This window comes from Klebsiella ornithinolytica (assembly GCF_030505655.1).
In the GTDB taxonomy this organism is placed as follows: Bacteria; Pseudomonadota; Gammaproteobacteria; order Enterobacterales; family Enterobacteriaceae; genus Klebsiella; species Klebsiella ornithinolytica.
This window is the reverse complement of the sequence record NZ_CP130153.1, coordinates 4,667,190-4,691,505: the sequence shown is the minus strand read 5'-3', so window position 1 is coordinate 4,691,505 and position 24,316 is coordinate 4,667,190. Positions and strand designations below refer to the sequence as shown.

Genomic DNA, 24,316 nt, shown 5'->3' with positions numbered 1-24,316 from the left:
TTCCATTTCAATTAACCGCAAATGCGGATTACGTTTTAAACCAGCCACATCACAGGGAGTTCTGGTACGGTAAAATGTTCGAACGCAGCATCTGCTGAGTGCCGAGACCGTAGTTGGAGCTCAGGCCACGTAGCTCAATGTTGATGCCAAAGGTATTATCGTATTTGCTCTCGCCGTTGCCGTTACTATCCCAGCCGTTGATCTTACGTTCATAGCCGAGGCGAATCGCGTAGCAGCAGGAGTTATACTGGACCCCTAACATCTGGTCGGCGCTCTTTCTGGTATTGGTATCAAAGTAGTATGCGCCCACCACCGACCAGCGATCGACAACCGGCCAGCTGGCGGTCATGCCCACCTGAGAAATACCATTTTTGTACTGCTCAGCGGTGGAGTACGACGGCAGCGTGGCCTGAATGTATTCCGGGCTGGCATAACGATAGTTAAGCTGTATTAAACGGTTTTCATCGCGACGGTATTCCACGGTGCCGTTACCGGTAGCGACGTTATCCAGACGCGTATCGTACTGAATTCCCCCGCGTAAACCCCAGTTATCAGCGATGCGCCAGTAAGTATCGCCGGCCCATACCAGTGAACCCGTTGTGTCGTTGTTCTCCCAGTTGATGTTGTCATCACCGGTCCGGGACTCGGTGAAATAATAGATTTGACCAACGGAAATATTAAAACGTTCAACGGCGGCGGAATCATATACGCGCGAAGTCACGCCGGTAGTGAGCTGGTTCGCGGAAGCAATACGGTCCAGGCCGCTGTAGGTACGGTCGCGGAACAGGCCGCTGTAGTCTGACTGCAGCAGCGTGGAGTCATAGGAACCGATTTGGCTCTGATCGCGATACGGGATATACAGATACTGCATGCGCGGCTCGAGGGTTTGGGTGAACCCCTCCTGCAGATCGCGCTCGAAGACCATTTTACCGTCGACTTTAAACTGCGGCATGACGCGGTTAACAGACTCTTTTAAGTCCGCATTATTGGTCGAATTGTAATTGTCGAGGTTGCTTTGCTGGTAGTGGGTCGCCAGCAGTTTGGCTTCGGTATTAATACTGCCCCAGCCGTTAGACAGCGGCAGGTTGATCGTCGGCTCGAAGTGAACACGCGTGGCTTCCGGCATGTTGCCGTTGGTGTTAACGAAGTGCACCGCCTGACCATAGAGATGGGTATCGAACGGACCGACATCGTTCTGGTAATAGTTCACGTCCAGCTGCGGTTGAGCGGCGTAGGAGTTGCTCGACTCACGGTTGAAGACCTGGAACTGTTTGGTTGATACGGTGGCGTCGAAGTTCTGGTTAACGTAGCCCGCGCTGAATTTCTGCGTGGCGTAGCCGTCGGTACTGGAGCCGTATTTCGAGCTGAAATCGTTAAAGTAGTCCGGATCGCTGACTTTGGTGTAGTCGGCGTTAAGACGCCATACCTGGTCAATGACACCCGAATGATTCCAGTAGAACAACCAGCGGCGGCTGTTGCTGTCGCTGGAGTGATCGTCCTGGTAGACTTTATCGGACGGCAGGTAGTCAAACTCGAACAGCCCCGCCCCCGCTTTGGTCAGATAGCGGAATTCGTTTTCCCACATCACGCCGCCACGCTTGCTCATGTAGTGCGGCGTCAGGGTGGCGTCGAAGTTCGGCGCGATATTCCAGTAGTACGGCAGCGAAAACTCTACGCCATTTTTGGTGCTGTATTTGGCGTTAGGAATCAGGAAGCCTGAACGACGTTTGTCGCCTACCGGCAGCTGCAGGTAAGGACTATAGAAAACAGGGACCGAACCGAGTTTGAAACGGGCGTTCCAGATTTCGGCGACCTGTTCTTCGCGGTCGTGGATCACTTCGCTACCGACGACGCTCCAGGTGTCAGAACCCGGCAGACAGGAGGTAAAGCTGCCGTTTTCCAGAATGGTATAGCGGTTTTCGCCGCGCTGTTTCATCAGGTCGGCGGTACCGCGGCCCTGGCGACCAACCATCTGGTAATCGCCCTGCCAGATATTGGTATCTTTGGTGTTCAGGTTTGACCAGCCTTTCGGGCCTTTCAGGATAACCTGATTATCGTCATAGTGAACGTTGCCGAGCGCATCAACCGTGCGAACGGGCTGCGGCTGGCCAGCAGCCTGCTGCTGATGAAGCTGGACCTCATCCGCCTGGAGACGGCTATTACCCTGGTTAATGTCAACATTACCGGTAAATACGGCGTTATCAGGATAATTGCCCTTCGCATGATCGGCGTTGATCGTCACCGGCAGCTCGTTAGTTTGACCTTCAACGAGGGGACGATTATAGCTTGGTACGCCAAGCATACATTGCGTGGCGAGATCGGCGGCGAGGCCTTGTTGGCTATACAAGGCGCTGGCGATCATGGTGGCCAGGAGGCTGGGAATACGTTTTTTCATACGTTGTATTTGTTGTTCCGTCATCTTGTGGCAGCGGCTTGCAAACGGTCAGAGCCTAACGTACTCATCTTCATCGCGCTAGTGTTAATCCTGCCGGTTTGGATCCCGAGCGTTAGGCACCGTGTAGAATGACGAGTATGATAAAGCAAAATATAGGCTATGTCCCACAATTGACCTAAGCGTCAGTGCTTTGTAACGTGCGGTCATATATAGCTTAACTGGCGGCGGAAAGATTGGGGAGTCTATGCAGTATTTGGGAAAAATAATTGGGGTTGCGGTCGCGCTGATGATGGGCGCAGGCTTTTGGGGACTGGTGCTGGGCCTGCTGGTCGGCCATATATTTGACCGGGCGCGAAGCCGCCGTATCAATGTGTTTGCCAATCAGCAGGAGCGGCAGGCGCTGTTTTTCTCCACCACCTTTGAGGTCATGGGCCATTTAACCAAATCCAAAGGTCGCGTCACCGAAGCCGATATTCATGTCGCCAGCATCCTGATGGATCGCATGAATTTGCATGGCGAGTCGCGTACGGCGGCACAGCAGGCTTTTCGCGTAGGGAAATCCGATGATTATCCGCTGCGTGAAAAAATGCGCCAGCTGCGCAGCGTCTGTTTCGGGCGCTTCGATTTGATTCGGATGTTTCTGGAAATTCAGCTGCAGACGGCCTTCGCCGATGGCGAATTACATCCTAATGAACGTGAAGTTCTGTTTGTGATTGCCGATGAGCTGGGGATTTCCCGCGCGCAGTTCGAGCAGTTCCTGCGAATGATGCAGGGCGGCGCTCAGTTTGGCGGCGGTTCTCAGCAGAGCTCTTACGGGCAGGGCGGCGGAAATGCCGGCTGGCAGCAGGCGCAGCGTGGACCAACGCTGGAGGATGCGTGCAACGTGCTGGGGGTGAAGCCTACCGATGATGCCGCGACCGTGAAACGCGCCTATCGCAAGCTGATGAGTGAGCACCATCCGGATAAGCTGGTGGCAAAAGGGTTACCGCCGGAAATGATGGAGATGGCGAAGCAGAAAGCACAGGATATTCAGAAGGCCTGGGAGCTGATCAAAGAGCAGCGCGGGTTCTGAGCCGCAGGCCTCTCCCTGGCGGGAGAGGCCTCATGATGCGCCTTGCGCGCGTCGGTACATCCGTCGCGGGTGACCAATCTTTCCGTACAACATTTCGACTTCCAGATAACCGATTTCCACACAGTGTTCCAGGTAACGGCGGGCGGTGGTTTTACTTAACCCGGCATCATTCACCACCTCATCCACGGAAAAACTGTGCTCCTCCCGGCCGTTGAACAGATTCTGCACCAGCGCCAGCGTCTTCTCCTCGATCCCTTTACTGCCGCTATCGGCGCGATAGTTCTTCGCCTGCAGCTGGTACAGCGAATCAACGTTTTGCTGATCGACGATTTTCCATTCTCGCTGCTGATCGTAAAACTGAACAAAACGCTCCAGCGACTGGCTCAGGCGCTTCCAGGAGACGGGCTTAAGAATGTAGTCGAAAGCGCCGTTGCGAATCGCCTGGCTACAGGTTTCCATATCGCTGGCGGCGGTAATAAAAATCACCGAGCAGTTGGCCTCTGCCAGAATCGGGTCGGTCATCAATGTGACCCCTTTACCGTCAGGTAAATAGTTATCGAGCAGTATCAGTTGCGGCGGTTGGCTATTGAGCATCTGCCGCGCCTGGGAGAGGGAGGCGGCCATGCCCGTCAGCCGCATACGCGGATGCTTCTGAATCAGCTCGGCATGCAGCCTCGCCAGTTCGCTTTCATCTTCGATGATCAACACATCGACCAGATCATGATGCATAGTTCGCCTCGTGTCGGGAATGAACAGGGCCGTCGGCGGGGATAAACAGAGTAAAGATCGCGCCGCGCGGTGAGTTATCGGCGACTTCAATGGTGCCGCCCGCCTGTGTCACATAATGTTCAATAAGATACAGGCCGATACCATGATCGCCACGGGTTTTGGTGGTAATGCCGCGTTCAAAGATATGATCGCGGATAGCCGGGTCAATACCGATGCCGCGGTCGGCAACTTCAATCATCAGCTCGCGGGCATTCAGCTGAATCAGCACTTCCACCGGTTCGTGCGGCAGTTCGGCGCGCTGCGTGGCTTCAATCGCATTATCCAGCAGGTTGCCGATAATCGAAATTAGCTCCGATTCAATTAATGAAGGCAGCGGCCGGTCGAGCTGACAGGCGGGGTCAAAGCTGAGCGCCACCCCTTTTTCGCGGGCGCGGGCAGCCTTACCCAGCAGCAGGCCGCAGAGCGTTGGCGAGCTGAAGCGGGAAGAGATAAAGTCCAGCAGCTCCTGCGCATGTTCCGACTGAGCCTGAATATAGCGAATCGCTTCGTCATAGTGACCCATATGCAGCAGACCCGAGAGCGTGGTCATTCGGTTCAGCTGTTCATGGCGCATGATGCGCAGGTTATCAACATAGCGTTTAACCTGGCTTAGCTGGGCGCTGAGGGAGTTGATTTCGTCACGATCGCGGAAAGTAATTACCCAGCCCTGCAGCGACTCCTCCAGCATGATACGCACCCGGCTGGCGAGTACGGTTAGCTGGTTGAAGCGACACAGCTCATCGTGAGTGTCGTTTTCCAGCATTTCACCGCTGGCGAAAAAGGGTTGCGGGGCGATGACGCTGTCGATCGATTGGCCGCGTAGCAGCCGCGCGGGCTGGCTCAGTCCCAGCAGGCTGCGCGCTGCGTGGTTGATCACCTCGATACGTCGGTGGCGATCGATAACGATAACCCCTTCATAGATTGATTCCATCATCGCCTTTTGTTGACGCACCAGCAGGCCGATTTCTCGTGGTTCCAGCGAAAAAATCTGTTTTTTAATGCTGCGGGTAAAATACCAGGAAAAAATAAACAGCGCGATCAGCAGCAGTACGGCGGCGATGAAGATATTAATTACCTTTGTCAGCGTGATGCTATCGAGATAACTGGTCAGGTAGCCCACGGAGACGATGCCCACAACCCGGCCGGAGGTGTCGAAGATCGGCGCTTTGCTGCGCAGCGATACCCCGAGCCCTCCTTTACGGATGGTGGTGATACTTTTCCCTTCCAGCACCGCCTGGTTATCCCCGCCCACCAGCCGGGTACCGACCCACTCCGGGTGGACGGAATGAAACAGATGTACGCCCTGCGCATTGCCAATGACAATAAAGCTCGCGTCGCTGCGGGCGGCGATTTTTTGCATAAATGACGTTAGCGACTGCGGATCTTCCTGGATAACCTGCCGGCGTAAATCGGGCATCAGCGCGATCTCTTCAGCCTGTATTTTGGCGCGGGTACTCATTTCCTGATAAAGCTGATGGCTGGCATCGATGTAGTAATAGACGCCCAGCAGCGCGAATAATACGGAGAAAAAGGCGACCAGCGAAATAAACAGCTTAAATTGAAAGGAAACCTTCATAAGTCGTGCGCAGCGTCTCTACGATACCGGCACGGTAATATTTCCTGGTGCCGGCATGGGTTAGGCGGCAACGGGGTGAGCGTTACCGCAGCGATGAGAAACCAGCATCATCTACCGGCGATGATTTATCAAGATGCCACTGCGGGCCGCCCATTCCGCCAGATCGCCCGTGGACGAGCGCGCCGGAGGTCACTCAATCCGCCGGAGCCCGCTGTGGTCGGTGATGACGAGGCATCGCCGATCCGCCCTTCGGTCGATTGCGCACTGGCTCGGCGATAAAAACCATAAAAACCACGCTAATAAATCAGAGAGATATCACGCCCCGGAATAGAAACCATAAAAACCATAATGACCATTAAAACTTCATTTCTAATTCGTCACGCCTCACATTAAGTCTGCATCAGGCCCCCTAATCTCAAAAATGAATAATAACGAAAGGGCCAAACCTATGAGCACCACTGACAATGCATTCTCTGCGACCCTCGATCCCATCGACACCCCGAAAGCCACCCTGAAACAACGCTGGTGGCACGTGATGGATAATATGAAAGTCGGGATTATCCCGCTGCCTTTGTTCCTGCTGGCCGGCGGCTTAATCGCCCTCGACTGTCTGGGCGGAAAGTTGCCGAGCGATATCGTGGTCATGGTCGCGACGCTGGCCTTTTTTGGTTTTGCCTGCGGTGAGTTTGGCAAGCGTCTGCCGATCCTCGGTAAACTGGGGGCGGCCGCGATCTGCGCCACCTTTATCCCTTCCGCGCTGGTGCACTACGGCCTGCTGCCGGAGGTGGTGGTGGAATCCACGACCAAATTCTATAAATCGACCAATATTCTTTATCTCTATATCTGCTGCATTATCGTCGGCAGCATTATGAGCATGAACCGCACGACTCTGATTCAGGGCTTTCTGCGCATCTTCTTCCCGATGTTGTGCGGTGAAATCGTTGGCATGCTGGTGGGCATCGGCGTCGGTACCGCCCTGGGGATGGAGCCGTTTCAGGTGTTCTTCTTTATCGTGCTGCCGATTATGGCCGGTGGCGTAGGAGAGGGGGCGATTCCACTGTCAATCGGCTATGCCGCCCTGATGCATATGGATCAGGGCGTGGCATTAGGCCGCGTGTTGCCGATGGTGATGCTGGGCAGCCTGACGGCGATAGTGATTGCCGGTTGCCTGAACCAACTGGGCAAGCGCTTCCCGCATCTGACCGGTGAAGGTCAGCTGATGCCGAACCGCAGCAACGAAACGCATCGTGCAGACGAAGTTGAGACTTCCACCGGCAAAACCGACGTAACGACGCTGGCATCCGGCGCTCTGCTGGCCGTGCTGCTGTATATGCTGGGGATGCTGGGACAGAAAATGACCGGTTTACCGGCGCCGGTAGGCATGCTGTTTCTGGCGGTACTGCTCAAGCTGGTTAACGGCGTCTCGCCGCGCCTGCAGGAAGGGTCGCAGATGGTCTACAAATTCTTCCGCACCGCGGTGACCTACCCGATTCTGTTTGCCGTAGGCGTCGCCATTACGCCGTGGCAGGAGCTGGTGAACGCTTTTACGATAACGAATCTGCTGGTGATCGTCAGCACCGTCTCGGCGTTGGTGGCGACCGGGTTCCTGGTCGGTAAAAAGATAGGGATGCACCCGATTGATGTGGCGATTGTCTCCTGCTGCCAGAGTGGTCAGGGAGGCACCGGCGATGTGGCGATTCTGACGTCCGGCAACCGCATGAGCCTGATGCCGTTCGCCCAAATCGCGACCCGCATTGGCGGCGCGATTAATGTTTCATTGGGTCTGCTGTTCCTCAGTCATTTCCTTGCATGATTTAGCTCTGTGCTAACAGGAAAATCTGCAATTTTCCTCCACAGGACGAAGAAAATTTCTTTGTCCTGTGTCCTAAATTCTGTTCGTTTAGCGATACAATCAGCAGCGTAATCCGCTATCGCGGCGGCGGCTTTGCCGTCGTCATTTTATCAAGTGAAGGAGAGGAATTAATGTCTGTGGATACTCCCGCCCGTGCGGGCGCCAGCGTAGAAACCGAGCTGGCGACGAAAGCGCAGCGTGCAGCCCGCCAGGCCGAGTGGCTTGGCCATTATCAACAACCGGTCATTGCGCTGACGCTGGTGACACCGGGCGCGGTAAAAGACAGCATCCGCTATCGCAATATGATGGGCGTGGCGCTGCAGGCCTGCGACCAGCTGCTGTGGAAACGCCGCTGGAAAACGCTGGACCGTCAGGTGCTGTGGTTGCCAACCGGGCCGGAGGCGCTGTGGTGCGTTGAGCATTCTGCCAGCGAAATCAATGCGCTATGCACGGAGCTGCTACAGACTCATCCGCTTGGCCGCTTATGGAATATCGAGGTGATTTGTCCGCAGCAAGGACGGCAGGCGCAGGATGACCGCACCCGTCGTTGCCTGCTGTGCGATGATGTCGCGCAGACCTGCGAGAGCCTGCATCGCCATGATGGCGAAGAGGTTGTCGCCCGCGTTGAGCAGATGATCGATGCGTGGTTTGCCCGCGATTAACGGATGATATCGTGAATATGTCGCCCGGATAGGCCGTTAAGGCATCATCCGGGGCCATATCCCGGTCGCACGTGGCTTCCGGGGCTTACGGGTTATGCTGTGCCGGGAATACCGGCATTCAGAAATCGACGGGCGCGCGAAAGGTCATCGCGTTGCCGAAGGCCGGATGGGTAATGGTCAGCGTTTCGGCGTGCAGCAGCAGCCGCGGCGCCATCGCCAGCGCCTCTGGCGTCGCATAAAAGCGATCGCCAAGAATCGGATGACCCAGCGCCAGCATATGCACGCGCAGCTGATGTGAACGTCCGGTAATCGGCTTCAGGCGCACGCGGGCGCTGTTATCATCCGCGTACTCCAGCACTTCATACTCAGTTTGCGCCGCTTTGCCCGTTTCGTAACACACCTTCTGCTTTGGCCGGTTCGGCCAGTCGCAGATCAGCGGTAAATCTACCAGCCCTTCCGCTTTTTCCGGATGTCCCCACACGCGGGCGACGTACTGCTTCTTCGGCTCACGCTCGCGAAACTGACGCTTCAGCTCGCGTTCCGCCGCTTTGGTCAGCGCCACCACAATCACGCCGCTGGTAGCCATGTCGAGGCGGTGCACCGACTCAGCCTGCGGGAAGTCGCGCTGTACGCGCGTCATCACGCTGTCTTTATGCTCCTCCAGTCTCCCCGGGACGGACAACAAGCCGCTCGGCTTGTTGACCACCATGATGTGCTCATCCTGATAGAGGATAACCAGCCAGGGATCCTGTGGCGGATTGTAGTTTTCCATCGCCATATTCGCGTTCCGTTACTGGTGGGTGACCACGATTAAGCGCAGCGCGTCGAGACGCCAGCCTGCCTGCGCCAGCGCGTCCATCACCTGCTGACGGTTGCTCTCGATAGCGGAAAGCTCGTCGTCACGGATGTTCGGGTTAACCGCTTTTAATGCTTCCAGACGAGAGAGTTCCGCCGACAGCTTGTCGTTGGCTTCATCACGGGCCGCGTCGATCAGCGCCTGAGCGGCTTTGGCAACCTGCGCCTCACCGAGCTGGAGGATCGCATGCACGTCCTGCTGCACCGCGTTGACCAGTTTGCTGCCGGTATGGCGGTTGACGGCGCTCAGCTGGCGGTTGAAGCTTTCAAACTCCACCTGACCGGCGAGGTTATTGCCGTTTTTATCCAGCAGCATGCGCACCGGTGTCGCCGGCAGGAAGCGGTTAAGCTGCAGCTGCTTCGGCGCCTGCGCTTCCACCACGTAAATCAGCTCCAGCAGCAGCGTACCGACTGGCAGCGCTTTGTTCTTCAGCAGGGAGAGGGTGCTGCTGCCGGTATCGCCGGAGAGGATAAGATCCAGACCGTTGATAATCAGCGGATGCTCCCAGGTGACGAACTGAGCGTCTTCGCGGGACAGCGCGACATCACGTTCAAAGGTGATGGTGCAGCCGTCTTCCGGCAGGCCCGGGAAGTCCGGAACCAGCATATGATCGGACGGCGTGAGCACGATCAGGTTTTCACCGCGATCGTCCTGATTGATGCCGACAATATCGAACAGGTTCATGGCAAAGGCGATCAGGTTGGTATCGTCATCCTGCTCTTCAATGCTTTCGGCCAGCTTCTGCGCCTGTTCGCCGCCGTTGGAGTGAATCTCCAGCAGGCGATCGCGACCCTGTTCCAGCTGCGCTTTCAGCGCATCGTGCTGCTGACGGCAGGCTTTGATCAGCTCATCGAAGCCTTCGGTGGTTTCCGGGGCGGCAAGATAATTAATCAGTTCGTTATGCACGCTGTCATACACGGTGCGACCGGTCGGGCAGGTATGTTCAAACGCATCAAGCCCTTCGTGGTACCAGCGAACCAGCACGGACTGCGCGGTTCTTTCCAGATACGGAACGTGGATCTGGATATCGTGCGCCTGACCGATACGGTCGAGACGGCCAATACGCTGCTCCAGCAGATCCGGGTTGAACGGCAGATCGAACATTACCAGGTTGCTGGCAAACTGGAAGTTACGGCCTTCGGAGCCAATTTCAGAACACAGCAGCACCTGGGCGCCGGTGTCTTCTTCGGCGAACCATGCGGCGGCACGGTCGCGCTCAATGATGGACATACCTTCATGGAAGACCGCGGCGCGGATCCCTTCGCGCTCGCGCAGAACCTGCTCCAGCTGAAGGGCGGTGGCCGCTTTTGCACAGATCACCAGCACTTTCTGCGAACGGTGGCTGGTGAGATAGCCCATCAGCCACTCGACGCGCGGGTCGAAGTTCCACCATGTACCGGTATCGCCTTCAAATTCCTGATAAATCTGTTCCGGGTAGAGCATATCGCGCGCGCGCTCTTCTGCGGTTTTACGCGCACCCATAATGCCGGAGACTTTAATCGCCGTCTGATATTGGGTGGGCAGCGGCAGACGAATGGTGTGCAGCTCGCGTTTCGGGAAGCCTTTAACGCCGTTACGGGTATTACGGAACAGCACGCGGCTGGTGCCGTGGCGATCCATCAGCATTGAGACCAGCTCCTGGCGGGCGGCCTGGGCGTCGTCGCGATCGCTGTTAGCGGCCTGCAGCAGCGGTTCGATATCCTGTTCGCCGATCAGATCGCCGAGGGTGTTCAGCTCGGTATCGTTCAGCTTGTTGCCGGCCAGCAGCAGCGCGACAGCATCGGCCACCGGACGATAATTCTGTTGTTCTTCAACGAACTGCTCGAAGTCGTGGAAGCGGTTGGGATCCAGCAGGCGCAGACGGGCGAAGTGGCTTTCCATGCCCAGCTGTTCCGGCGTAGCGGTCAGCAGCAGCACGCCCGGCACACGTTCTGCCAGCTGCTCGATTGCCTGATATTCGCGGCTCGGCGCCTCTTCGCTCCACACCAGGTGGTGCGCTTCATCGACGATCATCAGATCCCATTCGGCGTCGCACAGATGTTCCAGACGCTGTTTGCTGCGGCGCACGAAATCCAGCGAGCAGATCACCAGCTGTTCGGTCTCGAACGGGTTGTAGGCATCGTGCTGGGCTTCGGCATAACGCTCATCGTCAAACAGCGAGAAGCGCAGGTTGAAGCGGCGCAGCATCTCGACCAGCCACTGATGCTGCAGGGTTTCCGGAACGATGATCAGCACGCGTTCGGCGGCGCCAGCAAGCAGCTGCTGATGCAGAATCATCCCGGCTTCGATGGTTTTACCCAGACCGACTTCATCGGCCAGCAGAACGCGCGGCGCGTGGCGGCGGCCGACGTCATGGGCGATATGCAACTGGTGGGGAATCAGGCTGGTGCGCTGTCCGCGCAGGCCGCTCCACGGCATCCGGTACTGCTCGCTCTGGTATTTGCGGGCGCGGTAGCGCAGCGCAAAACGGTCCATTCTGTCGATCTGGCCGGCGAACAGGCGGTCCTGCGGTTTGCTGAACACCAGTTTGCTGTCGAGCAGCACTTCGCGCAGCGTGACGTTGGCTTCTTCGGTATCAAGACGGGTACCGGTGTAGGCCAGCAGGCCGTTTTCTTCATTAACTTCGTCAACCTGGAGCTGCCAGCCTTCGTGGCTGGTGATGGTATCACCCGGGTTAAACATCACGCGGGTGATCGGGGAATCATTGCGTGCGTACAGACGGTTTTCGCCGATGGCGGGGAAAAGCAGGGTCACCATGCGCGCATCCAGCGCAACTACCGTCCCTAATCCCAGTTCGCTCTCTGTGTCGCTAATCCAGCGTTGACCAAGTGTAAAAGGCATATATGTTCAGCTCTTGTGTTCTTAAATTGCAGGCAATAGTTAATCTTCTCCAGGCAAGCCAGAGAGAGATCAAGATTGGGTCCAGGAATGGAAAGGGCGCTATATTACTGGATGGCAGCTCGTTCGTCACGTCCTCCTCGTCCTTCAATTTGCAGATATGTTGGCTGGAAATTGCAATGGCGAGGAAATCAAAATAGCCCCAGTTGCCCTGTTACTATTGTAGCAAAATCATCGTCGACAAAGGGAAGTATTCCTTCCGCGACCGGCTGAAGTTGCTTTGACAAATAGTGCTCATAATCGAGCGGCGACAGTTGATAATCCACCGGTTCCGGGCCGCTGGTGGTCCAGACATACTGGATGCTGCCGCGCTGCTGGTACTGCTGCGGCCTGCCCAGCCTGACGTTTTGCTCATCGGCCAGCCGTGCGGCGCGCACGTGCGGCGGCACGTTGCGCTGGTATTCGGCCAGCGGGCGGCGCAGGCGCTTACGGTAGATCAAGCGATCGTCGAGCTCACCGCTCATCAGCTTAGCAATGGTTTCCAGAATATAGTCGCGATAGGGCTGGTGGCGGAAAATGCGCAGATACAGCTCCTGCTGGAACTGCTGGGCCAGCGGCGTCCAGTCGGTGCGCACCGTCTCCAGTCCTTTGAAGACCATCCGCTGCGCCTCTCCCTCCTGAATCATCCCGGCGTAGCGTTTTTTGCTGCCGGTGTCGGCTCCGCGAATGGTCGGCATTAAAAAGCGGCTGAAGTGGGTTTCAAACTCCAGCTCGAGGGTGCTGGTGAGCTGGTCTTTACTCAGCTCAGCGGCCCACCAGTCGTTGACGAAAGCGACCAGCGAGCGCCCGATTTGCGTCGCCTCTTCTTCGCAATGAGGTCGCTTAAGCCAGACGAAGGTAGAGTCGGTATCGCCGTAGATAACGTCATAGCCCTGCGACTCAATCAGCGCTTTGGTCTGGCGCATAATCGCATGCCCGCGCATGGTGATAGAAGAGGCCAGACGGGGATCGAAAAAACGACAGGCGCTGGTGCCGAGCACGCCATAGAAGGCGTTCATGATAATCTTCAGCGCCTGAGACAGGGGTTTGTTCTTGTGCCGTTTGGCATCATCGCGGCCGTGCCAGATTTGGCCGACAATCCCCGGCAAACAGTGGTTCTGACGCGAGAAACGGGCGCCGAGAAAACCCTCGGTACTGTGCGCATTGTCCGGCTGCGCCATCCCTTCGATAAGCCCGACCGGGTCGATCAAAAAAGTGCGGATAATCGAAGGGTAAAGGCTTTTATAATCCAGAACCAGCACCGAATCATAGAGACCGGGGCGCGAGTCCATGACGTAACCGCCGGGACTGGCCTGCGGCGGCACTTCGCCCAGGTTAGGGGCGACGTAACCCAGCCGGTGCATGCGTGGAAAATAGAGATGGCTAAAGGCGGCGACGGAACCACCGTGGCGGTCGGCGGGCAGACCGTTGACCGTGGCTCGTTCGAGCAGAAACGGCATGATCTCCGTTTTATGGAAGATACGCGTGACCAGCTCGCAGTCCTGCAGATTATAGGTCGCCAGCGCCGGTTTATCTTCGTTGAAACGGCGGTCGATTTCGTCCATCCGATCCCAGGGATTATCAATCGCTTTCCCCTCGCCGAGCAGCTCACGCGCCACCGCTTCAAGGGAAAAAGAGGAGAAGTTCCAGAAGGCGGATTTCAGCGCCTCGATACCGTCAATAATCAGCCGGCCGTTGGCCTGGGCAAAGAAGACGCCCTGCTTAAATCCGTGCTCGCGCCACTCCAGTTCCGTATTCCCACGGCCGAGCATCAGCGGAATGCGATAGCGTTCGGCATGCTTTTGCAGGACCCGCAGGTCGAACTGGATAACGTTCCAGCCGATCAGGACATCCGGATCGTGCAAGGCAAACCAGGCATTGAGTTTTTCCAGTAGCTGCGGACGGCTGGAGACGTACTCCAGCTGGAAATCGACGGCGGGAGAGGTCGCCGGTTGCGGCCCAAGCATGTAGACCACCCGCTGCCCGCAGCCTTCCAGCCCGATGCAGTACAGCTCACCGTGGCGGCTGGTTTCAATATCCAGCGACACCCACTTCAGCGGCGACCGGTAGTGCGGGTTGGGCTTCATGCGGGCGTTGATCAGCCGCCCGCCGCGCGCGTCACCTTCGACCCAAACCGGAGCGGTAATGAAGCGCTCCATCAGATAGCGCTCCGGTGGGCGGATATCGGCTTCGTAAACGGTGATGCCGTTTTCACGCAGCTTCTTTTCCAGGCGCATCAGCTGGCGATGAGCGCGACAATAGAGGCCAAAGACCGGCTGGCGATGAAAGTCTTTTAAGGTGAGCGGAGCGAGACGCAGGCCGTTTTCGCCCTGCAACAGACGTTCGACCTGGGCGCGCTGTGCTTCAGGAATGAAGGCGACCGACTCCTGCGGCGGCAGGGTGATCTCAAGCGGGCCGTCGTCGGTGGCAAGCCAGAAGGACAGCTCGGTGCCTTGCGGGGTATCCCGCCAGTGACGGGTCAGGAGGAAACCTTCTCGTGGCTGGGTCACGCCGTGCTCTCATCAAATAAAACCAGGCCTGATTATAGCCTGGTTCAATCAATGATGCTGGGGTTTTATACAGGTATGGGCTTGTCGTGCCGACGCCGCTATCCGGGCTGGCGGTTCGCTAACGGCTGTCGACGGGGAAAGCCGCGGCGCTACTGCCCGTAGTAGGCTTTTGCCCCGTGTTTGCGCAGGTAGTGCTTGTCCAGCAGCGTTTGCTGCATCGCGGGCAGCTGCGGCGCTAGCTGGCGGCAGAAAATCCCCATATAGGCGATCTCTTCCAGCACGATTGCATTATGTACCGCATCTTCGGCGTTTTTCCCCCAGGCGAACGGGCCGTGCGAATGCACCAGCACGCCGGGCATTTGCGCCGGATCGATACCCTGTTCGCGGAACGTTTCGACGATAACGCGCCCGGTTTCCCACTCATATTCGCCGTTGATTTCCTCATCGGTCATCAGGCGGGTGCAGGGCACCGGGCCATAGAAATAATCGGCATGGGTGGTACCGGTCGCCGGAATAGCTTGCCCGGCCTGCGCCCAGATGGTGGCGTGGCGCGAATGGGTATGGACAATCCCGCCCAATGACGGGAAGGCCTGGTAGAGCAGGCGATGGGTTGCTGTATCCGAAGAGGGTTTCTTTTTCCCTTCGACCACTTCGCCGCTTTCAAGACTCACCACCACCATATCGTCGGCGCCCATTGCGCTGTAGTCGACGCCCGACGGCTTAATCACCAGCACACCGCGTTCGCGATCGACGGCGCTGACGTTGCCCCAGGTGAGGGTGACGAGATTGTTTTTCGGCAGGGCCAGGTTAGCTTCTAGCACCTGCTGCTTTAATGCTTCGAGCATTGGGTTCTCCTTGCCGGCGGCGCTTCGTTGACCTGGCCTACAAAACCGCAGTGTGTAGGCCGGGCAAACCACGTGTCGTCGGGCAATTGGCTGCCGTGGTTAACGTTTTGAAGCGTAATAGACTTCGTTCCAGCGCAGCGCGTCTTTAAAGGACGGCAGACGGGTTTCGTTATCGATTACCGCCAGTTCGATATCCTGTAGCTCGGCAAATTGACGCATATCATCGAGCGTCAGCGCGTGGCTGAAGACGGTGTGGTGTGCGCCGCCGGCGATGATCCAGGCTTCAGACGCGGTGCACAGATCCGGCTGGGCTTTCCACAATGCATTGGCAACCGGCAGCTTCGGCAGATCGTGCGGCGTCGGGACTGTTTCCACGGTGTTAACCAGCAGGCGGAAACGATCGCCAAGATCGATCAGGCTGGCGACGAGGGCCGGACCGGTCTGCGTATTGAAGATCAGGCGGGCCGGATCGGCTTTACCGCCGATGCCCAACGGCTGAACGTCGAGGATCGGTTTGTCTGCCGTGGCGATGGTCGGGCAGACTTCCAGCATATGCGAGCCCAGAACCAGATCGTCTCCGTTATCGAAGTGGTAGGTGTAGTCCTCCATAAAGGAGGTGCCGCCCTGCAGACCGGTTGACATCACCTTCATGATGCGAAGCAGGGCGGCGGTTTTCCAGTCGCCTTCGCCGGCAAAGCCATAGCCCTGCTGCATCAGACGCTGTACGGCGAGGCCCGGGAGCTGCTTCAGGCCGTGCAAATCTTCAAAGGTAGTGGTGAAAGCATGGAAGCCGCCCTGCTCAAGGAAACGTTTCATCCCCAGCTCAATGCGCGCGGCGTCGAGCACATTCTGCCGCTTATCACCGTGGATCTGCGCCGCCGGGGTCAGGCGATAGCTGCTTTCATACTCATCAACCAGCGCGCTGATATCCCCCTCGCTGATGCTGTTGACCACCTGAACCAGATCGCCCACCGCCCAGGTATTGACCGAAAAGCCGAATTTGATCTGGGCGGCAACTTTATCGCCATCGGTGACCGCGACTTCACGCATGTTGTCGCCGAAACGGCAGACTTTCAGATGACGGGTATCCTGCTTAGAAACCGCCTGGCGCATCCAGGAGCCGATGCGCTGATGGGCGCTCTGATCCTGCCAGTGGCCGGTAACCACGCTGTGCTGCTGGCGCATGCGCGCGCCGATAAAGCCGAACTCGCGGCCGCCGTGCGCGGTCTGATTCAGGTTCATAAAGTCCATATCGATGCTGTCCCACGGCAGCGACGCGTTGTATTGCGTGTGGAACTGCAGCAGCGGCTTATTGAGGATAGTCAGGCCGTTAATCCACATTTTGGCCGGAGAAAAGGTGTGCAGCCACACCATCATGCCGGCACATTTATCATCATAGTTAGCGTCGCGGCAGATATGGGTAATCTCATCCGGCGTGGTGCCCAGCGGCTTTAACACCAGCTTGCACGGCAGCTTTGCTTCCGCATTCAGGCTGTTCACCACATGTTCGGCATGTTTCGTGACCTGACGCAGCGCTTCCGGGCCATACAGATGCTGGCTGCCAATCACGAACCATACTTCGTAGTTATCAAAAATCGTCATTTTCGTGTCCTTAATGGGTGAGAGCTGCCTGAGAAAGCGGGGCTTTTTCCGCCTTCGCAGCCGAAGGGAGATACTGTTGTTCTGCGCTGACCGACCACTGCTGGTAGCGCTGATAAAGTTGTTCAAAGCGTTGAGCCTGGGCAGGACGCGGCTGCAGGGTGCTTTCGACCTCACTTGCCATGCTGCGCTGGGCGGTGGGGATATCCTGATGCACGCCTGCGGCGACGGCGGCGAAGATCGCCGCGCCGAGCGCGCAGCACTGATCGGAGGCGACGATTTGCAGCGGCCGGTTCAGCACGTCACAGCAGGCCTGCATAATGACCGGGTTTTTACGGGCAATACCGCCCAGGGCCATCACGTTGTTGACCGGGATTCCCTGGTCGGTGAAGCACTCCATAATGGCGCGCGCGCCGAAGGCGGTGGCCGCCACCAGGCCGCCAAAGAGCGCCGGCGCATCGGTGGCGAGATTCAGATCGGTAATGACCCCCTTCAGTCGCTGGTTGGCATTGGGGGTGCGACGGCCGTTAAACCAGTCCAGAACCACCGGCAGATGTTCCAGCGACGGATTTTTGGCCCAGGCTTCGGTCAGCGATGGCAGCAGCTGTTTTTGCTGGGCAGCAATCTGCGTTTTCAGCTCCGGATGCTGCTGCGCCAGCTGTTCCAGCGGCCAGCCGAGAATACGGCCAAACCAGGCGTAAATATCGCCGAAGGCAGATTGTCCGGCCTCCATACCAATAAAGTCAGGGACCACGCTGCCATCGACCTGGCCGCAGATCCCCTTGACCGTGCGATTGCCCACGTTCTGTTTATCGGCGATCAGAATGTCGCAGGTGGAGGTGCCAATGACTTTGACCAGGGCGTTAGGCTGCGCGCCGGCGCCGACTGCACCCATATGGCAGTCGAAGGCGCCGCCGGACAGAATGACGGTTTCCGGCAGGCCCAGGCGCTGCGCCCATTCGGCACAGAGCGTGCCGACAGGGACATCGGCGGTCCAGGTGTCGCTAAACAGCGGCCAGCTCAGGTGCCGGTTGATAATCGGATCGAGCTCATCGAAGAAGCTGGCCGGCGGCAGTCCGCCCCAGCTTTCGTGCCACAATGATTTATGCCCGGCGCTGCAGCGTCCGCGACGAATATCCTGCGGGCGGGTGGTGCCGGAAAGCAGGGCGGGCACCCAGTCGCACAGCTCAATCCACGAAGCGGCTGCCTCGGCGACGGCGCTGTCCTGACGGGTGACGTGGAGTATTTTGGCCCAGAACCACTCGCTGGAGTAGATGCCGCCAATGTAGCGGGAGTAGTCCTCTTTGCCCGGCTGATGGCACAGGCGAGTAATGGCTTCCGCCTCTTCGACCGCCGTGTGGTCCTTCCACAGCACGAACATGGCATTGGGGTTATCGGCAAACTCTTCGCGCAGCGCCAGCACGTTGCCGTCGGCATCGATCGGCGCCGGCGTTGAGCCGGTGCTATCGACGCCGATGCCCACCACCCCGGCGCGCTGTTCGGGGCTTAACAATGCCAACACACTTTTCAGCGCGGCTTCCATCGATTCAATGTAGTCGCGCGGATGGTGGCGAAACCGGTTATTCGGGCCATCGCAAAACAGCCCCTCCTGCCAGCGCGGATACCACTCTACGCTGGTGGCCAGCTCCTCGCCGGTGGCGCATTCCACTGCCAGTGCGCGTACGGAATCACTACCAAAATCGAGGCCAATCGCAATTGCCATGCTGTTACTCCATGCAGAAAACCATTCATGGTGAAACAGTAGATATTCACGCCAAAAACCGTCAGGCCGTATTCGCTAATCTTATGGACTATGTTGCTATTGCATCGCAAAGTGTGACGCCGTGCAAATATTCAATGTGGACATTTCTGCCGTATTTATAGACACTTCTGTTATGCGGAAAAAGTGCTTTAATTGTGCGCTGCCATCGATTTTTGCTGTGACGAGGCGGGTTTTGATCGAAATTTCAACCGGCGTCCCAGTACGGCGAGCTGCGTTAGCAGTACAATGTTGAATATGGACAATTGGTTTCCATAATATATCCAGGAGAGCTGAGCCTATGGCTGAAACACAAAACGATCCGCTGCTGCCGGGCTACTCGTTTAATGCCCATCTGGTGACGGGGCTGACGCCGATTGATGCCGATGGCTATCTGGATTTCTTTATTGATCGTCCGCTCGGTATGAAGGGATATATTCTGAACCTGACGGTGCGCGGTGAAGGGGTGATTAACAATCACGATGAGCAGTTTATCTGCCGGCCGGGAGATATTTTGCTTTTTCCGCCGGGAGAAATTCATCACTATGGCCGCCATCCCGATGCCCGTGAATGGTATCACCAGTGGGTCTACTTCCGGCCGCGCGCCTACTGGCATGAATGGCTGAACTGGCCGACGATCTTCGCCCAGACCGGCTTTTTCCGTCCTGATGAGCAGTGGCAGGCGCGTTTTTGCGAGCTGTTTGGGCAGATCGTTGAGGCTGGTCAGGGGGCCGGACGCTATTCGGAGCTGCTGGCGATCAATTTGCTCGAGCAGCTGCTGTTACGGCGCATGGAGGCGATTAATGAGTCTCTGCATCCGCCGCTGGACAATCGCGTGCGCGATGCCTGCCAGTACATCAGCGATCACCTCGCGGATAGCCATTTCGATATCGCCAGCGTCGCCCAGCATGTCTGTCTGTCTCCTTCGCGCCTGTCCCATCTGTTCCGCCAGCAGCTGGGTATCAGCGTGCTGGGGTGGCGGGAAGACCAGCGCATCAGCCAGGCGAAGCTGCTGCTCAGTACCACGCGTATGCCCATCGCCACGGTAGGGCGCAACGTCGGGTTCGAAGACCAGCTCTACTTTTCGCGGGTATTTAAGAAATGCACCGGCGCCAGCCCCAGTGAATTCCGTGCGGGGTGTGAATAAAACGTAAAGAAAATGAAATGTTGCGCCGGATAATTGTCACAACCAGTAAACTAAACCCTAAATAATTCGAGTTGCAGGAAGGCGGCAACGCAGGGAATCCCCAGGAGCTTACTCAAGTAAGTGACTGGGGTGAGCGAGGAAAGCCAACGCTCATGCAACTTGAAGTATGACGGGTTTATTCTGACAATTGATGACTTGACGAAGGCGCGACGGCTCCGGAGAATCCGTGCTTCGTTTTGATACCGGGCACATTATGCAAGCATTGCTGGAACATTTTATCACCCAGTCTACGGTCTATTCCCTGATAGCCGTGATGCTGGTCGCCTTCCTTGAATCACTGGCGCTGGTGGGGCTGATATTACCGGGAACGGTGATGATGGCCGGGCTGGGGGCGCTGATTGGCAGCGGAGACGTGAATTTCTGGCAGGCGTGGCTGGCGGGGATTATCGGGTGTTTACTCGGCGACTGGATCTCTTTCTGGCTCGGCTGGCGGTTTAAAAAACCGCTCCATCGCTGGTCTTTTATGAAGAAAAACAAGGCGCTGTTGGATAAAACCGAGCATGCGCTGCATCAGCACAGCATGATCACGATTCTTATCGGCCGCTTTGTTGGTCCGACGCGGCCGCTGGTGCCGATGGTCGCCGGCATGCTCGATCTCCCGGTGGCGAAGTTTATTCTGCCCAATATTATTGGTTGCCTGCTGTGGCCGCCGCTGTACTTCTTGCCAGGTATTCTGGCCGGCGCGGCGATTGATATCCCCACCAATGAGCACAGCGCCAGCTTCAAGTGGCTGCTGCTGGCTGCCGCGCTGCTGGTTTGGCTGGCGGGCTGGCTGTGCTGGCGCTTGTGGCGCAGCGCAAAAATGCGCGATCGCCTGACGCGACTCTTACCCCGCGCGCGTCTGCTGTGGCTGACGCCGGTGACGGTGGTGCTGGCCGGCGCAGCGCTAACCCTGGTGATTCGCCATCCTCTGATGCCCGTCTATCTCGATATTCTGCACAAGGTTATCGCGCGCTAATGCCTAACAGGTGAGAGGCGCTGCTGTTGCCGCTGAGCAACGTTTCGGTCGCGCCGTCCCAGGCGATCCGCCCGTCGGCCACCACCAGCGAGCGCGGCGCGATACGGGCGGCATCTTCCACGCTATGAGACACCATCAGCAGCGTCAGATGTTGACGCTGGCAGACATCGTTCACCAGCGTCAGCATCTCCTGGCGCAGTGCGGGGTCGAGTGCGGAAAAAGGTTCGTCCAGCAGCAGGACCGGCTGTTCCCGGACCAGACAGCGCGCCAGCGCCACGCGTTGGCGCTGGCCGCCTGAGAGCTCGCCCGGCAATCTGTCCAGCAGTGAATCGATGCTCATTTGCCCGGCTATCGTCTGCAGGCTGGCGGTCTGCGTCGGGTTAAGCTTCAGCCCCGGATGCATCCCGAGCGCGATATTCTGGCGGACGGTAAGATGATGAAAGAGATTGTTTTCCTGAAACAGCATTGATACCGGGCGCCGGGCCGGCGGCGTCGTGGTATGCGGCTGGCCGTTAATCAAAATCGTGCCGCTCACCGGCGGCAGAAAGCCGGCGATCAGATTGAGCAGCGTGCTTTTGCCCGCGCCGCTCGGGCCGAGCACGGCGAGGCGTTCACCCTGCTCGACGGAGAGCGTGAAGCGCATCGGCAGATGCTGGTAAAGCCAGGTCACATCATTCAGTTTTAACATCATGTCCCGGAAGTTTCTCAATCACGGTAAAGAGTAAAAAGCACAGCAGCAGTAGCAGCAGGGCAGTGACGGCACCGTCCTGGCTACGATAAGAGCCTATTTGCTGGTACAGATAGAACGGCAGCGTACGGAATTGTTCATTACCGAACAGCGCGACGGCGCCGAAATCGCCGATGGACAGGACGCAGGCAAACGCCAGCGCCTGGGCCAGCGGACGCTTTAATGCGCGCAGCTCCACGACCCTCAGGCGGGTAAAACCGCTCATGCCCAAAGAGTGGCAGAGCATACCGTAGCGTACGGCAATATCGCGCATCGGGTTTTCCAGCACCTTCAGGGCATAGGGGATAGCCATCAGCGCGTTGGTGAAGATCACAATACCGTCGGCGGAAGCCGGCAGTCCAATACTGTTATTGAGCAGTAAAAAGAAGCCGGTCGCCAGCACGATTCCCGGCATCGCCAGAATCAGCATACCGCTGAGTTCCAGCGTCTGGCCCGCCAGCAGTCGGTTGCGAAGGCGCAGTTCACGGCTGCTCCACAGCAGCATCATCGTTAACATCACGCTGAGCAGACCGGCGGAAAGCGCGATGCGTAACGAAGTGCAGAATGCCTGCCACAGCGCGGGCTGCGCCAGGACGCTGAGCAGATTGTTATTCAGACCGTCGACCACCACCGCCAGCAGCGGAGGCAGCAGTAACAGTAGCGTGAAAACGATCAGCGCGGTATCGCTCAGGCGGCTGTGCAGGCGATCGTCCGGATCGCGCCAGCCGTGAACTTGCGTGGTGCCGATAGCAACGGCCTTGCTCAGACGCTGGGCGAGGAGCACCAGCCCGAGGCAGCAGACCATCTGGATCAGCGCCAGCATCGCCGCACGGGCCGGGTCATAATCAAAGTTCAGCGCCTGGTAGATCGCCAGCTCAATCGTTGTGGCCCGTGGGCCGCCGCCCAGCGACAGCACGGTGGCAAAGCTGGCGAAGCAGAGCATAAAGATCAGTGCCGCAACCGGGGGAATTTGCCGCCGTAGCCAGGGCCACTCCACCAGACGGAAAAAAGGGTAGCCGCGCATGCCCAGCTGGGCAGCGATCTGCCGCTGCTCTCCGGGGATATTCTCCAGCGCCTGCAGCAGCAGCCGGGTTGCCATCGGCATATTGAAAAAAACGTGCGCCAGCAGAATGCCTTGCAGTCCATACGGCGAGAAATCCCACTGCCAGCCGATGGCGTTAAACAGTGTCGCCAGCCAGCCCTGACGGCCATAGACGCTGAGAATGCCAAAGACGGCCACTAATACCGGCAGAATCAGCGTCATGGCGCACAGGCGCAGCAGCAGCGTACGCCCCGGGAAGCGGCGACGATACAGCGCGCGGGCGAGAAAAATCGCCGGTACAACGGAGAAGAGCGCGGAGAGAAACGCTTGCCAGAAAGAGAAACGGATAACGTGCCACAGATAGCTGTCGCTGAAAACCGAGCGCCACGCCGCCTCCGGCGCACTGCTCCAGAGCGCCAGGAATGCGGCCAGTGCGACGGCGACCAGCAGCGCGGCGGCCGTCAGACCCGGCGCCAGCCAGCCGATGTTTAGCGGCTGACGGCGCGTTGCCATGCATTAATCCAGTTTTGACGTTCTGCGGCGACCTGCTGCGGAGTATATTCCAGCGTGGTTTGAGGTTTCGGCAACGTCTCAAAGCCCGCGGGAAGCGCAACCTGGGTGACCGGATACATCCAGTTGCCGGTCGGGATGGCATTCTGGAAGGCGGGAGACACCATAAACTTGAGGAATTTCTCCGCCAGCTCCGGTTGTTTGCTGGCGGCGGTACGCGCGGCGACTTCAACCTGCAAATAGTGGCCTTCGGCGAAACTGGCGGCCGCGTACTGGTCTTTTTTCTCTTCAATGATGTGGTAGGCCGGCGATGTGGTGTAGCTGAGAACCAGATCGCTTTCCCCTTTCAGGAACAGACCGTAAGCCTCGCTCCAGCCTTTGGTGACGGTGACGGTTTTCGCCGCCAGTTTTTGCCAGGCTTCCGGCGACTTCTCGCCATACACTTTTTGCATCCACAGCAGCAGCCCCAGGCCCGGGGTACTGGTGCGGGGATCTTCGTAGATCACGCGCCATTTTTGATCGCTTTCCACCAGTTCTTTCAGGCTTTTCGGCGGGTTTTTCAGCTTGTTTTTGTCGTAGACAAAGGCGAAATAGCCGTAATCAAACGGCACAAACGTGTCGTTATCCCAGCCGCCCGGTACCGTGACTGCGCTGGCCGGTACCTGGCTTTTGGCGAACAATTTGCTCTGCGTAGCCGCTTCCAGCAGGTTGTTGTCCAGCCCGAGCACCACATCGGCTTTGCTATTCTTGCCTTCCATCCGCAGACGATTAAGCAGCGAAACGCCATCTTCCAGCGCCACGAACTTCAGTTCACAGTTGCAGTCGGCTTCAAAGGCTTTTTTCACGACCGGTCCAGGACCCCAGTCTGCCGAAAAGGAGTCATAGGTGTAGACGGTGAGTACAGGTTTAGCAAACGCGGGAACGGCGACCAGCGCCAGCAGCGGGAGTAATTTTTTCAACACTTTGCACCTCATAAACAAGGGGGGGCAAAGGATTTTGAGTAGGCCTCAAATCCCTTCGCCGGCGTTATCCGGATCAGGTTCGACGGGTATTTTCTCAGCCAATACACTTCATCCTTCGCGCTGCCTCTGCGTTAGCATC

The 24,316-nt window shown here is 57.7% G+C and carries 17 protein-coding genes; 5 read left to right on the top strand and 12 right to left on the bottom strand.

The genetic code is table 11. From position 1 onward, the window contains the following. Nucleotides 1-49 precede the first annotated feature (49 nt). A complete protein-coding gene (gene lptD / locus Q1L34_RS22240; RefSeq protein WP_015585172.1) occupies nt 50-2,395 on the bottom strand; it encodes an LPS assembly protein LptD in 2,346 nt (781 codons plus the stop codon). Between the two features lie 244 nt (nt 2,396-2,639). Here lptD and djlA point away from each other — a divergent pair, with 244 nt between their 5' ends. Further along, nucleotides 2,640-3,467, top strand: a complete 828-nt coding sequence (djlA, locus tag Q1L34_RS22235; protein WP_004857791.1) for a co-chaperone DjlA — start codon at nt 2,640-2,642, stop codon at nt 3,465-3,467. Nucleotides 3,468-3,497: 30 nt separating this feature from the next. Here the strand turns inward: djlA and Q1L34_RS22230 are convergent, their stop codons facing one another. Further along, a complete protein-coding gene (locus tag Q1L34_RS22230; protein WP_004857793.1) occupies nt 3,498-4,196 on the bottom strand; it encodes a response regulator in 699 nt (232 codons plus the stop codon). Continuing rightward, nucleotides 4,186-5,811: an ATP-binding protein gene (locus Q1L34_RS22225; RefSeq protein ID WP_004857795.1), complete on the bottom strand. Its 1,626-nt coding sequence runs from the start codon at nt 5,809-5,811 to the stop codon at nt 4,186-4,188. The genes Q1L34_RS22230 and Q1L34_RS22225 overlap by 11 nt, the downstream gene beginning before the upstream one ends. Nucleotides 5,812-6,259: 448 nt before the next feature. Here Q1L34_RS22225 and Q1L34_RS22220 point away from each other — a divergent pair, with 448 nt between their 5' ends. Next, nucleotides 6,260-7,624, top strand: coding sequence for a 2-hydroxycarboxylate transporter family protein (locus tag Q1L34_RS22220; RefSeq protein WP_004857797.1), 1,365 nt, complete (start codon nt 6,260-6,262; stop codon nt 7,622-7,624). 170 nt (nt 7,625-7,794) lie between these two features. Beyond that, nucleotides 7,795-8,325: a citrate lyase holo-[acyl-carrier protein] synthase gene (gene citX / locus Q1L34_RS22215; protein ID WP_004857799.1), complete on the top strand. Its 531-nt coding sequence runs from the start codon at nt 7,795-7,797 to the stop codon at nt 8,323-8,325. Between the two features lie 118 nt (nt 8,326-8,443). On the opposite strand, the gene rluA is transcribed toward citX, so the two are convergent. From rluA to araB, 6 genes are all read right to left on the bottom strand, one after another. Further along, nucleotides 8,444-9,103 (bottom strand): bifunctional tRNA pseudouridine(32) synthase/23S rRNA pseudouridine(746) synthase RluA, encoded by a 660-nt coding sequence (rluA, locus tag Q1L34_RS22210; protein ID WP_004857802.1) that lies wholly within the window; start codon nt 9,101-9,103, stop codon nt 8,444-8,446. Between the two features lie 12 nt (nt 9,104-9,115). Next, a complete protein-coding gene (rapA, locus tag Q1L34_RS22205) occupies nt 9,116-12,022 on the bottom strand; it encodes an RNA polymerase-associated protein RapA (protein ID WP_165458646.1) in 2,907 nt (968 codons plus the stop codon). A 188-nt stretch (nt 12,023-12,210) separates the two neighbouring features. Next, nucleotides 12,211-14,568 (bottom strand): DNA polymerase II, encoded by a 2,358-nt coding sequence (polB, locus tag Q1L34_RS22200; RefSeq protein ID WP_165458647.1) that lies wholly within the window; start codon nt 14,566-14,568, stop codon nt 12,211-12,213. Between the two features lie 149 nt (nt 14,569-14,717). Beyond that, complete coding sequence (gene araD, locus Q1L34_RS22195) at nt 14,718-15,413, bottom strand: L-ribulose-5-phosphate 4-epimerase (protein WP_015585171.1); 696 nt, start codon at nt 15,411-15,413, stop codon at nt 14,718-14,720. 99 nt (nt 15,414-15,512) lie between these two features. Further along, nucleotides 15,513-17,015, bottom strand: coding sequence for an L-arabinose isomerase (gene araA, locus Q1L34_RS22190; RefSeq protein ID WP_004857809.1), 1,503 nt, complete (start codon nt 17,013-17,015; stop codon nt 15,513-15,515). 10 nt (nt 17,016-17,025) lie between these two features. Beyond that, nucleotides 17,026-18,735 (bottom strand): ribulokinase, encoded by a 1,710-nt coding sequence (gene araB / locus Q1L34_RS22185; protein WP_048024082.1) that lies wholly within the window; start codon nt 18,733-18,735, stop codon nt 17,026-17,028. 337 nt (nt 18,736-19,072) lie between these two features. On the opposite strand from araB, the gene araC reads away from it, so the two are divergent. Together araC and Q1L34_RS22175 are read left to right on the top strand one after the other, a co-directional pair. After that, the gene (gene araC, locus Q1L34_RS22180; protein ID WP_004857813.1) at nt 19,073-19,918 is read left to right on the top strand and encodes an arabinose operon transcriptional regulator AraC; all 846 of its coding nucleotides are present in this window, start codon (nt 19,073-19,075) and stop codon (nt 19,916-19,918) included. 253 nt (nt 19,919-20,171) lie between these two features. Beyond that, nucleotides 20,172-20,936, top strand: a complete 765-nt coding sequence (locus Q1L34_RS22175) for a DedA family protein (protein ID WP_015585169.1) — start codon at nt 20,172-20,174, stop codon at nt 20,934-20,936. Here the strand turns inward: Q1L34_RS22175 and thiQ are convergent. Genes thiQ through thiB form a run of 3 tightly spaced genes read right to left on the bottom strand, consistent with a single transcriptional unit; the run spans nt 20,923 to nt 24,177 of the window. Next, a complete protein-coding gene (gene thiQ, locus Q1L34_RS22170; protein WP_004857817.1) occupies nt 20,923-21,624 on the bottom strand; it encodes a thiamine ABC transporter ATP-binding protein ThiQ in 702 nt (233 codons plus the stop codon). The two genes, Q1L34_RS22175 and thiQ, sit on opposite strands and share 14 nt — an antisense overlap. Next, nucleotides 21,608-23,218, bottom strand: a complete 1,611-nt coding sequence (thiP, locus tag Q1L34_RS22165; RefSeq protein ID WP_165458648.1) for a thiamine/thiamine pyrophosphate ABC transporter permease ThiP — start codon at nt 23,216-23,218, stop codon at nt 21,608-21,610. Before thiP ends, thiQ begins: the two co-directional genes overlap by 17 nt. After that, a complete protein-coding gene (gene thiB / locus Q1L34_RS22160) occupies nt 23,194-24,177 on the bottom strand; it encodes a thiamine ABC transporter substrate binding subunit (protein ID WP_015585168.1) in 984 nt (327 codons plus the stop codon). The genes thiP and thiB overlap by 25 nt, the downstream gene beginning before the upstream one ends. Nucleotides 24,178-24,316 lie beyond the last annotated feature (139 nt).

Bases quoted from the DNA above. Each gene is read 5' to 3' on its own strand.
- thiQ (WP_004857817.1), bottom strand. From the start codon at position 21,624: ATGTTAAAACTGAATGATGTGACCTGGCTTTACCAGCATCTGCCGATG.
- Q1L34_RS22225 (WP_004857795.1), bottom strand. From the start codon at position 5,811: ATGAAGGTTTCCTTTCAATTTAAGCTGTTTATTTCGCTGGTCGCCTTT.
- thiP (WP_165458648.1), bottom strand. From the start codon at position 23,218: ATGGCAACGCGCCGTCAGCCGCTAAACATCGGCTGGCTGGCGCCGGGT.
- araC (WP_004857813.1), top strand. From the start codon at position 19,073: ATGGCTGAAACACAAAACGATCCGCTGCTGCCGGGCTACTCGTTTAAT.
- djlA (WP_004857791.1), top strand. From the start codon at position 2,640: ATGCAGTATTTGGGAAAAATAATTGGGGTTGCGGTCGCGCTGATGATG.
- Q1L34_RS22220 (WP_004857797.1), top strand. From the start codon at position 6,260: ATGAGCACCACTGACAATGCATTCTCTGCGACCCTCGATCCCATCGAC.
- rluA (WP_004857802.1), bottom strand. From the start codon at position 9,103: ATGGCGATGGAAAACTACAATCCGCCACAGGATCCCTGGCTGGTTATC.
- araB (WP_048024082.1), bottom strand. From the start codon at position 18,735: ATGGCAATTGCGATTGGCCTCGATTTTGGTAGTGATTCCGTACGCGCA.
- araA (WP_004857809.1), bottom strand. From the start codon at position 17,015: ATGACGATTTTTGATAACTACGAAGTATGGTTCGTGATTGGCAGCCAG.
- rapA (WP_165458646.1), bottom strand. From the start codon at position 12,022: ATGCCTTTTACACTTGGTCAACGCTGGATTAGCGACACAGAGAGCGAA.
- Q1L34_RS22230 (WP_004857793.1), bottom strand. From the start codon at position 4,196: ATGCATCATGATCTGGTCGATGTGTTGATCATCGAAGATGAAAGCGAA.
- Q1L34_RS22175 (WP_015585169.1), top strand. From the start codon at position 20,172: ATGCAAGCATTGCTGGAACATTTTATCACCCAGTCTACGGTCTATTCC.
- araD (WP_015585171.1), bottom strand. From the start codon at position 15,413: ATGCTCGAAGCATTAAAGCAGCAGGTGCTAGAAGCTAACCTGGCCCTG.
- citX (WP_004857799.1), top strand. From the start codon at position 7,795: ATGTCTGTGGATACTCCCGCCCGTGCGGGCGCCAGCGTAGAAACCGAG.
- lptD (WP_015585172.1), bottom strand. From the start codon at position 2,395: ATGAAAAAACGTATTCCCAGCCTCCTGGCCACCATGATCGCCAGCGCC.